The following is a 13580-nucleotide window of genomic DNA, read 5'->3' as shown; positions in this document are numbered from 1 at the left end:
GCGGTCCTGTCGTACCCGGGGCCTGCGGTGGCCCGGCCCAACTCGGGCCGCACGTACGGGGGTAGCTGCGCGCCACGGGCGGTGTGTACGGCGCGGAGGGGGTACGCCGCGAGGGCTCAGCAGCCACGCGCGGGGCAGCCGGGGCGCGGACGCGGGCGGCGGCGAGGCGAGAGAGGCGAGGGGTGAGGGGTGAGGGGTGAGAGGCGAGCCGGAGCGGGAGGGCAAACACCGGGCGGCGGTGGGCCGTTGCGGGGTGGGGTCAACGTCGCAGGCGGGCGTGCCAGTCGTGTTCGAGGATGGCGTACCGGACAAGGTCGTACCAGTCGCCGTTCGCGTAGGCGTAGTGCCGCAACACGCCCTCGCGGGTCATGCCCGCCCGCTCCGCGGCGCGTCGGGCGGCGGCGTTGGAGGGGAGGACGCCCGCCCAGAGGCGGTGCAGGCCGAGCCGGTCGAAGCCCAGCACGCCGAGGAGGTAGCCGACTTCCATGCTGTGGCCGACGCTGGCCTGGTCGGCGCGCAGGGCCATGCCGACCTCGGCGCCGCGGTGGCCGGTGCGTACGAGGGCGTCCCGCTCGGGCCGGTCGAGGACGAGCTTGGCCGTGCCGATCAGTTCGCCCGAGTGCGCTCGGCTGACGGCGAGGCGGTAGTGCGTGCGAGGCCGCTGCCGCGCGCTGGCCAGGGCTTCTTCGACCAGCGCGACCGCGTCGCGACGGCGGAAGGAGTGCGCCCCGAACGCGCGCGGGGCGCCGGGGTCGTCGAAGACGGCCAGTACGGCGTCCACGTCCGTGGGCGCGAGTTCGCGCAGCCGGAACCTACCGCTCTCCACCACGACGGCGCGCTCACCGGGCGGCGCCGGCTCGCCCGGCCCCCGCGCGCCCCGGTGCGCCGCCGGCCGCTCGGGCGTTGGCAGCGCCCAGGTCACGTCGGGGACGGCCTCGTGGTGCGGATCGGCGGCCCGTGCCGGCGGGGCCGCGCCGGGGACGCCGTCGCGCGCGGGGGCCACGGCCCGGTGGTCAGCGCCGGTCGGGTCGGTCTCCCGGGTGCCGTGGGCCCGTGGCCGGGTCCGTTCGTCCGCCCGCTCGTGGCCCCGCTCCCGGTCCCATGCGGCGCGCTGTGACATGTCGCCACGCCCGTTCATCGGTCGCCCCCCGCGCGCTGGCCCGACGGCCCGTAGCTCCCCCGGCGCGCGCCCCGAACGCGGCGCGTGGCCGGGTGGCACGGGCCGCGACCGCGGTGTCCGGCCGGGTGGCGAGGGCCGCCGCGGACCGTGTCGTACGGGGCCACAGGGAAGGCCAACACCCCTGGCGTGTCCGGGAGTACGGGCATGCGCCCCCGTACGTCCCGCTCGTGTACCTCCATGCGGTGAGCGTGGCGCAGCGGTGGCGGGCACACCAAGAAACGTCACTCCACCGCGCGCGAACCCCACCCGTCCGACTGAGGGTCGGCGCCGCGCCGAGGGCGCGGGTTGACCGCGCCCGCCGCACCCGCCGCGCCCCGGAGCCGCCGGCGTACGCGGGACCGGGCGCCCGCCGGACCGACAGCCGGGGCGAGGCAGCCAGCACCCGCCGAGCCGACAGCCGGAGAACGGCGGCCGGGGACCGACGGGCGCGGGATGAGACGGCGCGGAGCGGAGGCGGGAAGCAGCGAGCGGCGAGCGGGGCTAGATGATCAAGGACAGGAGGAGGATCAGGCCGCCCGCCACGACCGAGATGATCGTCTCCATCAGCGACCAGGTCTTGATCGTCTGGCCGACGTTCATCCCGAAGTACTCCTTGACCATCCAGAACCCGGCGTCGTTGACGTGGCTGAAGAAGAGCGAGCCGGCGCCCACGGCGAGGACGAGCAGGGCCTGGTGGGTGGTGGACATGTCGGTGGCCAGCGGCGCGACGAGGCCGGCGGCCGAGATGGTGGCGACCGTGGCCGAGCCCGTGGCGAGCCGGATGCCGACCGCGATGAGCCAGGCGAGCAGCAGCGGCGAGACGTCCCAGTCGTTGGAGAAGTCCAGGATCATCTGGCCGACGCCGATGTCGATCAGGGTCTGCTTGAACCCGCCGCCGGCGCCGACGATGAGCAGGATGCCCGCGATGGGGACCAGCGAGGTGTCCACGATGCCCGACAGCCGCTCCTTGGCGAAGCCCGCCGCCCGGCCGAGCGTGAACATGGCCACCAGGACGGCGGCGAGCAGCGCGATCAGCGGGGAGCCGACGACGTCGGTGACCCGCTGGAGGTGGTTCTCCGGGTCGTCCACCACGATCTCCACCAGCGCCTTGCCCAGCATGAGCACGACGGGCAGCAGCACCGTGCAGACGGTGGCGGCGAAGCTGGGGCGGCGCTCCAGCGTCTCGGACGGCCGCTGCGGAACGAGCCCCTCGGGCGGCTCGATGTCCACCCAGCGCGCCGCGTACCGGGCGAAGACGGGTCCCGCGATCACGACGGTGGGGATGCCGACGAGGACGCCGAGGGCGAGGGTGACGCCGAGGTTGGCGTCGATCGCGTCGATGGCGGCGAGCGGGCCGGGGTGGGGCGGCACCAGGCCGTGCATCACGGACAGGCCGGCCAGGGCCGGGATGCCGATGCGCATGAGGGAGTAGTTGCCGCGCTTGGCGACCAGCAGGACGACCGGGATCAGCAACACGATGCCGACCTCGAAGAAGAGCGGCAGCCCGATGATGCCCGCGATCAGGGCCATGGCCCAGGGCATGGTGCGCTGGTTGGCGCGGGCCAGGATGGTGTCCACGATCTGGTCCGCGCCGCCCGAGTCGGCCAGGAGTTTGCCGAGGATCGCGCCGAGCGCGATGAGGACGCCCACGCCGCCGACCGTGGAGCCCAGCCCCGCCGTGAAGCTCGCGATGGCCTTGTCGAGCGGCGCCGCCGCGACCGCGCCCAGCACCAGCGACCCGATGGTCAGCGACAGGAACGCGTGCAGCTTGAACTTGGTGATGAGCAGGACGATGGCGGCGATGCCGACGAGGACGGCGATGCCCAGTTGGGCGTGGCCGGCCGAGGTGATGGGTTCGGCGGCATCCGCTGCCAGCATCTCGACGCTGAGAGTGCTCACGGAACGGTTCCTTTACGTGGACGGGGGCGCGGGGGCACGTACGGGGACACGAGGGGCGTGTGGTGCGTACGAGGACAGAGGGCGGGGGCAGGGGGGCAGAGGGCGTGGCGCGTACGGGGGCGCGTGGCGCGACCCGGAGGCGGGGGCGGGGAGGCGGGTACGGGCTCGTACCGACGGGGGCGGGAGGCGGCCTCGGCGGGGGTGCGGGCGGGGCGGGGCCGGTCAGGTGGTCGGGGGGACCCCGTCGAGCCGGGCGATTTCCTCGATGGCGCGCTGGGTGATGACGGCGGGTTGCGGGGTGACGTCCACCGCCACTCCCCGTTCGTCGTCCTGGAGGGGTTCGAGGTCGGCGAACTGGGAGTCGAGCAGCGCGCCGGGCATGAAGTGCCCCTTGCGGGAGCTGAGCCGCTCGGCGATGAGGGCGCGGTCGCCGGTGAGGTGGAGGAAGACGATGCCGGGGGCGGCGGCCCGCAGTCGGTCCCGGTAGGCGCGCTTGAGCGCGGAGCAACTCACGACGCCGCCCCGGCCCGCCCGGCCCTGGGCCCAGGCGCCGATCGCGTCGAGCCAGGGGGCCCGGTCCGCGTCGTCGAGCGGGGTGCCGGCGGACATCTTGGCGATGTTCCGCGGCGGATGGAAGTCGTCGGCCTCGGCGTACGGGACGCCGAGGAGCGCGGCGAGTGAGCGACCGATCGTGGACTTGCCCGTACCGGACACGCCCATGACGACCACGACGTGGGCGGCATGCATGAACAACCTCGCTGTCTTCATCGACCTCGACGACGCCCCACACCTTCACGTATAGGTACGACGTATTCAAGAGGATGTGACTTAAAAGTCATACTTATTTGGTGTGAGCCCCACGCCGTAGGCTGACCGCCATGGAAAAGCACGGGCAGGGGCTCCACGCCCGCGTCCTGGCATCGCTCGGTCCGGCGATCACCGCGGGCGAGTACCCGCCGGGCACGGTGTTGCGCACGGACGAGCTGGAACGGCGCTTCGACGTGTCGCGCACCGTGATCCGTGAGGCCGTGCGGGTGCTGGAGTCCATGTACCTGGTGGCGTCCCGGCGCCGGGTCGGCGTCACGGTCCGCCCCACCGAGGAGTGGAACGTCTTCGACCCGCAGGTGATCCGCTGGCGACTGGCGGGGGCCGACCGGCCGCGTCAGCTCCGCTCCCTCACGGTGCTGCGCTCGGCGGTCGAACCGGTCGCCGCCGGCCTCGCCGCCACCCTCGCCACACCCGAGCAGTGCGCGCGGCTCACCGAGCACGCCCTGGGCATGGTGGCCACCTCACGCGGACAGCAGCTCGATGCGTATCTGGTGCATGACGTGGCCTTTCACCGAACGGTGCTGAACGCGTCGGGCAATGAGATGTTCGCGCGCCTCGGCGACGTGGTGGCCGAGGTGCTGGCCGGGCGGACCGAACACCATGTCATGTTCCCCGACCCGGACCCCGCGGCGGTCTCCCTGCACGTGCGCGTCGCCGAGGCGATACGCGAACGCGACGCGGCCCGCGCCGAGTCGCTGACCCGCGAGATCGCCACCGGCGCGATGGCGGAGCTGGACGTGCTGGCCCCGTAGCCGCCGCCCCCGGGCCCGACCCGCCTCGGCCGGGCTCCGTTGGGACCCCGTCCGAGTCCCCCCGCCTGGGATCCCGCCTGAGATCCGTCCGAGAACCCCTATGAGATTCCGTCGCCACGTCGAAATCCCGTTGCGCACGCCGCGCGCCGCCGGTTCAGTCGGTGCCCATGACCGCCGTGAACGATCTCGTACGCCCCGACCGCTACCCCCGCTCGGCCGCGTACGACCCCGCGTGGCTGCTCGATCTCGACATGGGGCCGAACCCGCTGTGGCTGCTGGAGGACCTGGCTCGGGACCTCGACCTGCGGCCGGGGGCGCGGGTGCTCGACCTGGGGTCCGGCATGGGGGCGACGTCGGTGTTCCTGACCCGGGAGTACGGGGTGCGGGTGGTCGCGGCCGACTGGTGGGTCGGCGCGGAGCGGGCGGCGGCCGTCTTCGCGGCGGCCGGGGTCGGGGACAGGGTGGAGGCCGTGCACGCGGAGGCGCACGCGCTGCCCTTCGCGGACGAGAGCTTCGACGCCATCGTGAGCGTCGACGCGTTCGAGTACTTCGGCACCGCCGACGGTTACCTGCCGTATCTGCTGCGCTTCCTGCGCCCCGGCGGCCAACTCGCGGTGGCGACGCCCGCCATGACCCGCGAGGTGCGCGAGATGGGCGCGATCCCGCCACACGTCAAGGCCGTCGTCGGCTGGGAGGCCATCGCCTGGCACACGCCCGCGTGGTGGCGGTTCCAGTGGGAGATCACCGAACTCGTCGAGGTCACCTCCGCTCGGCTCCAGGAGGACGGCTGGCGGGACTGGCTGCTGTGGGCGCGCGCCTGCGCGCAGGCGCACCCGGCGCAGCGCGCGGCGCACCAGCGGGTCATCGACATGCTCACCACGGACCAGGGCACGCACCTCGGCTTCGCGCTACTGAACGCGCGCAAGAAGCCGCCCACGGCCTGACCCGGCCACGGCCACGGCCACCGGCCAGGTCCGGCCGGACCGGCTCACGGCAGCCGGTCGAGCGGGGTCACCCGGGGCACCCAGGCCACCACGTCGAACCAGCTCGCGAGCCGCCCGCCGGCGAGGTGGAGGTCGGCGTCCCGCTCCGCCTCGTGGCCGGGTCCGACGACCCGCACCGTGGCCGGCGCGTCGAACCAGGTGTGCGCCGCGACGGGCTGCGGCGCGCGCAGGTCGAGGAAATACGCGTCGGGGCGGGCGGTGCTCAGCACGGCGTCGGCGAGGCCGGGGGACGGAGGCGCGATGGTGTGCGGCGCCTCGCCCTCGCCGAACATCAGGGCCACCGACGCGTAACCGGTTCCGAAGTGCCGCCGCAGCGCCCCGCCCTCGGTCCACAGCGGGGCCGGAGCCGCCGCTGGCGGGGGCCCCGCTGTGGCCGAGCGCGCCACCGCGGGCGGGTGGGACGCGGTGAGCGGGGCGCCGTCCGCGGTGTGGGCCAGGCCGCTCCACAGGATCAGCCGGTGGCCGGTGTGTTCGTGCCACCAGATCGCGTTCTCGGCCATGAACGGCGGCGAACCGTCCGCTTCCCCGACGGCGTCCGCGCCGCCGGGCTCGGGGTCCTGGTCGCGCCCGTGGTACGCGTAGAAGCCCTCGATCACCCGCGCGTGCCGCAACGCGAGCGCCCGCCCTGGGCCTGGCGGCAGGCCGGCCACCACCTCGCGGGCCCGCCGCGCCGCCGCGCGCAGGGGGGCCTGGTCGGGCAGCGCGGCGTACCAGCGGACGTGCTCGGCGACCGGGCGCGAGGGGCGCAGCGCGGCGTACAGGTCGAGGAGTCGCGGCAGTTGGTCCGGGGCCGTGGCGCGGACGTGGTCGGTCACCGCGTCGTAGACGTGCGCCCCCACGGCGCTCCGGTCGAGGCCGACGACGCGCACCCGGTCGTCCGGGTGGCGCTGGTTGAAGGCGCGTATCCAGTGCAGCACGGCCAGGAACTCGGCGCAGCGGTACGGCTGTCCGGCGTCGGCGAGCAGTTCGCGCGGGCTCACCGGTCCGTCGCCGCCGTAGCCGGGCACGGTGGTGCCGGCCGCGTACGCGTCGTACTGCAGCCCCTTCGACCAGTCCTCGTCCAGGGCCAGCGAGCGGAAGCCCAACTCCTCGACGAGGTAGCGGATCAGTTGGTGGGCCAGCGTGGTGAGTTCGGCCGCGCCCCGGGTGGCCGCGCCGAGGCCGACCACGCGGGCGTCGCCGACCATGGCGCGCAGCGGCGCGAGGTGGTCGAGCGGCGCGCGGGCGCTCACGTCGGGGAGCGGGTGCGCGTGCCCCGCTATCCAGTGCCGGACGGCCGTGGCGCCCGCCCCGCCGTCGGGTACGGGAAGCGGCTCGGAGGGATCGGCGGGCGCGGGCATGGCATGCTCCTCGGTCGCGACGTCGGGCCGTCCCGGCCGGCGCGGAGGACGCGTCACGGCTGGACGTGCGGTGAGACAGCGTACGGTCGCCCCCAGCCTGCGGCCTCGACCTCGGTTCAGGTCAAGGGCGCCACGCCCCGCCACGCCCCGGCACGCCCGGCGAGACCGCCGGCCCCGCGCCGTGGGCCGGCGCCTCGCCCGCCGCGTCGGCTCGCGAGGCCACTCCGAACAGCGGCAGGCACGGGTCGAGGCCGGTCAGGGTCACCGGCAGGTCGGGGTCCGGCCGCCAGTCGGCGCGGGCCAGCCGCAGTCGGTGCAGCGTCGCCGGCCGGCCACGGGAGACCACGCGGCGCACGCCGTCGGGCGCGTAGCCGAGCTTGCGCGAGACGGCGCGCGAGCGCGCGTTGTCCTCGAACGCGGCCGTCACCGCCTCCCGGGCGCCGAGCCCGGCGAAGGCCAGGTGCAGGATCGCGGCCCGCATCTCGGTGCCCACGCCCTGGCCCTGGTGACGCAGGCCGAGCCAGGAGCCGGAGCCGACCACCCCCAGCACGCCGAAGTCGTCGGCCGACAACTCCTGCGTGCCCACGGGCCGGCCGTCCCGGAAGACGGCCAGGTTCAGCGACCAGTGGTCCGGCGTCCAGTCGCCGCGGCGCAGCCAGTGGTACTGGACCACCGAGCGCGCCCGCCGCGGCCCGGGCGCGTCCGACCACGGGACGGTGAACGGCATCCGGTCGGGCGCGTGCACGCCCTCGGCGGCGAGGTCGGCCAGCGCGGCCAGTTCTTCGTCGTCGGGCAGCCGCAGTTCCAGGCGCGGCGTGGTCACGCGCAACCCGGCCAGCGGCCAGTGGTCGATCAGCATGACCCATTGTCGGCGGCGCGCGCCGGGGTGAGCACACGGTTTTCTGCCCGCGCCGGCCGCGTTGCGCCCGCGCCGGCCGAGCGCGCGGCGCTCCCGGGCCGCTGATCGCGCGGCTCTCGCCCGCCGGTTGAGCGCGCGGGCGCGCGCCCCCGGCTCCGCTCGCCGCTCGGCGCGAGGTTCGACACCCGGCGGTCCCGGGCATAAGTGGGAGGGAAAAAAATTGCCGTGATGAGGGGGGCGACAGATGCGCCGGATGCCCGTTTCCGTCTTACGGACCACGCTTGCCGTGGTGACGGCGGCAGCCGTGACGACGGTCGCCACGGGGTGCGAGCCCGCGTCCGTGCAGTCCGGGGCGTCCCGGGGGCCGAGCGCCACGGCGGAGCCCGAGCGCAGCACCCCGCAGCGTACGCACAAGGCGCCGGAGCCCACCCGGACCAAGCCCCGCACCCAGCGCCCCGCGCCGCCGCGCACCCACCGCCCGGCCCCGGTCCTGACCCGGACGCCGGCCAAGCGCACCTGGCCGACGCGCCCCGCCAAGCCACTGCCGCGCCCGGTGCTCGCGCTCGGGACCAGCGGTGAGAAGGTGCGCGAACTCCAGGCCCGGCTGCGCCAACTCGGCCTGTTCGACCGTCAGCCCACGGGGTACTACGGCTCGGTCACCGGCACGGCCGTCTCCGCCTTCCAGCGCGGCCACAACCGCCCGGCCTCCGGCACCCTGGACGCCAAGACGTGGGCCAAGCTGCGCGATCTGACGGACCGGCCGAGCCGGACCGCGATGTACCCGCCGACGAGCCGCCCGATAGCCAAGCCCGACCCGCGGTGCATGACCGGGCGGACGCTGTGCATCAGCAAGGCCAGCCGGACGCTGTCGTGGATGGTCGACGGCAAGGTGCTCGCGGCGATGGACGTCCGGTTTGGCTCGCAGTACACGCCGACCCGCGAGGGCACGTTCAAGGTGGACTTCAAGAGCCGCGACCACGTCTCGACGATCTACGACACCCCGATGCCGTACGCGATGTTCTTCAGCGGCGGCCAGGCGGTGCACTACTCGTCGGACTTTGCCGCCCGCGGCTACAGCGGCGCCTCGCACGGCTGCGTGAACGTGCGCGACAAGAAGAAGATCGCCTCGGTCTTCGCCCAGGTGAAGGCCGGCGACAAGGTGGTCGTCTACCGCTAGGCGGGCCTTCCCGAACCGTGTGAGCGGACGCGCGCTGCTTCCCCGGGCGGGGCCACGCCGTCGCCACGCTTCCGCACGCGTGCCGGCATCAGGCCGTACGGGCGGCGCACGGCCAGCCGCCGCGCGTCCATGCCCGTCTTCGGGGTGGTTCCGCGCGGCCCGATCGGACAACCCCGCGCGCGTCGTTCGGACGAACCCAGCGCACCGAGCCCATCCGGCCATGCCGTGGGCGCGGCGGCATCGCAAGGCGTCGGAAGGGGTGGCCCGCGGCGGGGCAGTGGCCCAGCGGGCGTGCGTGGCCGGGGCAGGCGGCCGGGCGGCGGCGGGTGCGCGGGCAGGAGGGGGCGCGGGCAGGGCCGGGGGAACGTGCCCCACCCGCGCCAGTTGCGCGTAGCCGCAGGTACGGGGGGAACCCCGGCTTGCGCGCGGCCGATGACCAGTCGGCCCGCTCCATTCAGCGCCGTGACGCGAGAAAACGTCACACCTCATCGGTTCTAGCCGGTACACGGTGCTCCACAGCGGGCACTTCGTCCGTTAACCAGCGGTATGCCGGGCGGAAGTCGCCCGCACACCTTCCGCTCGCCCGTGCGAACGGCCGGGAACATTCAGTGACGCGTGGCGGGACTCGGCGTCGCGCTCGCGGTGTGGCTGGGGGTCGCGGTGGCGGTCGGCGTGGGCGAGGGGCGGCCCTGCCCGGGAGGCCGGCCGGCGTCGTCGCCGTCACCGCCGCCCTGGCCGCCCTCGTCCGGCTCCTCGCCGGGCTCCCCGCTCTGGCCGCCACCACCGCCGCCGCCTCCCCCGCCGCCGGGGCGCGGGGCGCCGTCCTCGTTGAGCAGGCCGGCACAGAACTTCCGCACCGCGCTCGCCCCACCCGCCGCGCGCTCCAGCTTCAGCAGCGTCTGCGAGTCCAGGCCCACGTCCTTGCCGTTCTTGTGCGCGACGTAGTCCCGGCACATGGCGAGGACCCAGCGCTTGCGGTTCGGGTCGGGCGTCCAGCGCGGTGGCTGGCTGCCCGGGCGGTTGCCGGGCGCGGTGGCGTCGGGGCCGTCGCCGGGGTCGTACGCGTCGCCCGTGCCCTCGGTCGCGCTGCCGCTCGGGCTCGCGTCGCCACCCGGGCCCGGGCCTTCGGGGCGCCCGGAGGCGGACTCGGTGGGCCGCGTGCCGTCGCCGGGTGGCCGCGAGTGGCTCGGGTCGGCGGACGGCGTGCCCGTCGCGCCGCTGATCTTCGGTTGGGGCACCGAGCCGTCGGAGGTCCCGGCGGCGGTCACGCTCGCGGCCGGGGCCGGCTGCACGTCGTTCCGAAAGGGCGTCGGCAGCACGCCGGTGCCGGCGGCGACCGCGACGCTGCCGAGCGCGCAGCCCACCAGCGCCGCGGCGAGGCCGGCACGCAGCGGGCCACGCACCGGCACCGGTCTTCCCCGGCCCGGCCTGCCCTTGCGGCCTGGTCCGGTGTCCGCCCGGCCCACCACGGTGATCGCCGACGGGCCCGTGGTGCGCCGGCCGCGCGCCGTGGCCAGCGCGCCGCGGCTCTTGGCGGACGCGCCCCGCGCGTCGGAGGCCGACTCGGCGACCCCGGGCGCGCGGGCGGGCGCGCCGGCGGCGCCCCGTTCGCCGCGCGCCGCGGCCAGCGAAGCGTCGTCGTCGCCGGCTATCGGCCCCTCGGACAGCCTCGCGGTGGTCCCGTGGACGTCGCCGAGCGCGGGCGTGCCGGGCTCGACGCGCGGCCCGTCGGCGGACGCCGCGGGGGCGGCGCGCGCGGCGCGGAAGGCCGCGACCGCCGCCTCCTCACCGGGCAGCGGCCCCTCCTGGCACCCCAGGCGGCCCAGCGGCCCCATCGCGTCCTCGGCCACGGCCGCGAGCACGGCGGCCAGCCGCTCCTCCGCTCCGCGCGGGGCCTCGGCCCGGTCGGCCCGGTCGAGGTGGTCGTGCGTCATGGGGGCGCCACGACCGGAGTTGGCCGGATCGCCGCCCGTCGGGCTACCGGCGGCGGTCGGCCACGCCGCTGCGGCGCCCGGGCCGTCGGTGTCGGCGGGGTCGTCCCCGGCGTGGGCCGAACCCGCGCCGGGGCCGCCGAGGCCCGCCGTGGCGATTCGTTCCGCCTCGCTCCGCCCCTGGTCAGCGAGGGTGGGACCAGCCCCGTTCCGCTCTCTTCGCGCTCCGCCGAACCCGCTCTGACCAGGCACCGGGACGCCGCTCAGCAAACGCTCAGCGGCATCATCATCCAGCCAGCCGTACTGGTGCTTGTCGGCCATCACATGTCCCTCTGCGTCCGCGCGCACGAATCCGTCACACTCGCGGACGTCGTCGCGCCGCTGCGTTCCAGGCGCTGCGACGGGATCGGCTCTCCCGTCGCGTCCGCTCCCACTTCGGCCGGTGTGCTCTCCCTGCCGGTGAGCGCCGAGGCCCCCGGCCGTACGGCGGAAGCCGCCCCCCTCCGTGGCAGCGGGGCCGGTTCCCGCGCCGCCATGCTCTCCATCCGCCCCGACCCCGGGGGCGGGCCCGCGCCGCCGCCGGCGCTGCCTGGGCTCCCCGGCCCCGCCGGGCCGAGGGGCCCCGCGCCGCCCTGGTCGACGGGCTCGCCCGGTGGGCCTTCGATGAGGTCGGCCAGGCGCCGCAGTCCGCGGTGGGCCGAGGTGCGCACCGCGCCGGGGCGCTTGCCGAGCACGCCGGCCGCGCTCTTGGCGTCCAGGCCGACGACCACCCGCAACACCACGGCCTCGGCCTGATCGCGGGGCAACTGGGCGATGAGCGCGAGCGTGTGCCCGGTGCCCAGCGACTCCAGGGCCTCGCGCGCGGTGTCCGCGTCGGCCGGCCGCTCGGCGAGTTCGGTCTCGTCCCCGCCGATCGCCGGGCGGCGCCCGCGCATTCTGATGTGGTCGAGCGCCCGGTTGCGCGCGATGCGCGCCGCCCAGCCCCGGAACCGGTCCGCGTCCCCGCTGAACCTGCCGAGGTCGCGCGCGATCTGTAGCCAGGACTCCGACGTGACGTCCTCCGCGTCCGACTCGCCGACCAGCGTCCGTACGTATCCGAGCAACCTCGGGTGCACGGATCGGTAGACGGTTCGGAAGGCGGCCTCGTCTCCGTCCTGCGCCGCGCGCACCGCGGCGGTCAACTCCCCGTCGTCCCCCTGCACGCCCTCATCCTGCTCCACTTGGAGAATCCGCTGCTGAGCGGCGCCGTACGTGGTCGTCGTCCGGGCCGCCTCCGGTCTCAGTACCCGGCGGGACCGGAGCCGTACGGGTGCTGCTGCTGGCCCGGCGCCTGTTGCCCCGGGGCGGGCGGCGGCGTGCCGGGGCCGCCGCCGTACTGCTGTCCACCGTACTGCTGGCCGCCGTAGGGCGCGGCGCCTCCGTAGGGCTGGTTCGGGTAGGGCTGACCCGCGGGGGCCCCGTACGGCAGGCCGCCGGAGGGGCCGTACGGCGCGGGGCCGGACTGCGGCGGGAGCGTGGCGCGCTCGGCCTGCATGGTGGTGATCTGGCGGACGAGGAGGAGGCCGAGGATCGCGGCGGCGATCAGCACGAGGGAGGAGAACATGCTGGCGCCGAGCGCCGAGTGCATGGAGTCGATGGTGTCCATCGCCTCCTTCTCGCTGTTGATGTCGCCGTCCTCCATCTTGGTGTTGGCCACCTCGTACCGAACGCTGGCCACCATGCCGATGACCTGACCGACGATGAGCGTCACCCACCAGCCGTTCAGCAGACCGCGCTTGGCGGCCTGCGGGCCCTGCGGGGAGCTGGCGCGCCAGATGTCGTTGGCGATCTGCTTGGGGAACCAGAGGTTGACCACCGGCGTGAACCAGGCGCCCGCGGCCCAGCCGGGCGTGAACCGGTGCTGCCCCGGCGCGAAGACCTCGGCGTTCAGCCGCAGCCGGCGGAACCAGACGGCCCACACGATGGCGACCGCGACGACCACGAAGAAGTTGATGACCGACATGCCCATGGCGAAGTCGTCGGCGTCATCGGCCTTCTTGTAGGAGATGAACTTCCCGTCCTGGAAGTCCCCGAGGATGCTCCACTGGTCGGAGACGGCCACCAGGACCGCGATCTCCGAGGCGATCAGCACCCCGAAAAGCACCGTGAGCGCGGTCGACAGGCCGCGCCGCAGGTCCACGGGCGCCGGCATGCCTATCCCCTGTGGACCGGGAGCGGGGTATCCGATCGGGGGCGCACTGGGCAGCGGCTGCTGCTGTTGCTGCTGGTAGGAGCCGCACGCGGTGCAGCGCCCATCGGCGCCGACGGCGGTAGCGCGGCAATTCCCGCACGGAAACATTTCAGGCCCCCTGGAACGCGGCCGGTGATCCGGGCCGCGATGAGATATGCAAACGGCGCGCCCGACGGCGCGGACCTGCACGTTACGGGCATCCGCTAGGGCGCGTCCAGACCGGTCCGCGGGGCCGGTGTGACGCATTCGAGGCGCGTGGCGCTGTAGGTGGTACGGGCTCGTACGCGGGTCCGTCTCGAACGGCGGTCGGGGCCTCTCCTGTGGGGGGTGGCGGCCCCGACCGTCTTGAGCTTTTCTGGGCCTCTGACCTGCGGTTATGCAACCGTCAGACCCCCCACATG

Annotated in this window: 11 protein-coding genes; 3 read left to right on the top strand and 8 right to left on the bottom strand. The window is 75.1% G+C overall.

Annotated elements, in window-relative coordinates; genetic code table 11:
• Positions 1-259: 259 nt before the first annotated feature.
• The 3 genes from H7H31_RS21525 to H7H31_RS21515 all read right to left on the bottom strand — a co-directional run bounded on the left by H7H31_RS21525 (position 260) and on the right by H7H31_RS21515 (position 3805).
• On the bottom strand, positions 260-1120 hold the full coding sequence (locus H7H31_RS21525) for a GNAT family N-acetyltransferase (RefSeq protein ID WP_187060366.1): 861 nt from the start codon (positions 1118-1120) through the stop codon (positions 260-262).
• A gap of 540 nt (positions 1121-1660) precedes the next feature.
• Entirely contained in the window at positions 1661-3058 is a 1398-nt protein-coding gene (locus H7H31_RS21520; protein ID WP_187060365.1) for a GntT/GntP/DsdX family permease, read from the bottom strand.
• Between the two features lie 222 nt (positions 3059-3280).
• Positions 3281-3805 (bottom strand): gluconokinase, encoded by a 525-nt coding sequence (locus H7H31_RS21515; RefSeq protein ID WP_187086460.1) that lies wholly within the window; start codon positions 3803-3805, stop codon positions 3281-3283.
• Positions 3806-3936: 131 nt separating this feature from the next.
• Between H7H31_RS21515 and H7H31_RS21510 the strand changes: the two genes are divergently transcribed.
• Both H7H31_RS21510 and H7H31_RS21505 read left to right on the top strand, forming a co-directional pair.
• Positions 3937-4638, top strand: a complete 702-nt coding sequence (locus H7H31_RS21510; RefSeq protein ID WP_176162084.1) for a FadR/GntR family transcriptional regulator — start codon at positions 3937-3939, stop codon at positions 4636-4638.
• 167 nt (positions 4639-4805) lie between these two features.
• Positions 4806-5582 carry an SAM-dependent methyltransferase gene (locus tag H7H31_RS21505; RefSeq protein WP_187060540.1) on the top strand — a complete coding sequence of 259 codons (777 nt, stop codon included), beginning with the start codon at positions 4806-4808 and terminating at the stop codon, positions 5580-5582.
• A gap of 44 nt (positions 5583-5626) precedes the next feature.
• Here the strand turns inward: H7H31_RS21505 and H7H31_RS21500 are convergent, their stop codons facing one another.
• Both H7H31_RS21500 and H7H31_RS21495 read right to left on the bottom strand, forming a co-directional pair.
• Entirely contained in the window at positions 5627-6982 is a 1356-nt protein-coding gene (locus H7H31_RS21500) for an erythromycin esterase family protein (protein ID WP_187060539.1), read from the bottom strand.
• 121 nt (positions 6983-7103) lie between these two features.
• Positions 7104-7841, bottom strand: coding sequence for a GNAT family N-acetyltransferase (locus H7H31_RS21495; protein WP_187060538.1), 738 nt, complete (start codon positions 7839-7841; stop codon positions 7104-7106).
• Positions 7842-8130: 289 nt separating this feature from the next.
• Here H7H31_RS21495 and H7H31_RS21490 point away from each other — a divergent pair, with 289 nt between their 5' ends.
• Entirely contained in the window at positions 8131-9018 is an 888-nt protein-coding gene (locus H7H31_RS21490) for a L,D-transpeptidase family protein (RefSeq protein ID WP_232110010.1), read from the top strand.
• A 605-nt stretch (positions 9019-9623) separates the two neighbouring features.
• On the opposite strand, the gene H7H31_RS21485 is transcribed toward H7H31_RS21490, so the two are convergent.
• The 3 genes from H7H31_RS21485 to H7H31_RS21475 all read right to left on the bottom strand — a co-directional run bounded on the left by H7H31_RS21485 (position 9624) and on the right by H7H31_RS21475 (position 13140).
• Positions 9624-11270, bottom strand: coding sequence for a hypothetical protein (locus H7H31_RS21485; protein ID WP_187118049.1), 1647 nt, complete (start codon positions 11268-11270; stop codon positions 9624-9626).
• The gene (locus tag H7H31_RS21480; RefSeq protein ID WP_187118278.1) at positions 11270-12151 is read right to left on the bottom strand and encodes an RNA polymerase sigma factor; all 882 of its coding nucleotides are present in this window, start codon (positions 12149-12151) and stop codon (positions 11270-11272) included. Before H7H31_RS21480 ends, H7H31_RS21485 begins: the two co-directional genes overlap by 1 nt.
• Before the next feature lie 77 nt (positions 12152-12228).
• Complete coding sequence (locus H7H31_RS21475) at positions 12229-13140, bottom strand: DUF4328 domain-containing protein (RefSeq protein WP_232110009.1); 912 nt, start codon at positions 13138-13140, stop codon at positions 12229-12231.
• Between the last annotated feature and the right edge of the window lie 440 nt (positions 13141-13580).

Source organism: Streptomyces buecherae (genome assembly GCF_014295035.1).
GTDB lineage: Bacteria > Actinomycetota > Actinomycetes > Streptomycetales > Streptomycetaceae > Streptomyces > Streptomyces youssoufiensis.
This window is presented reverse-complemented; position numbering and strand designations above follow the sequence as displayed.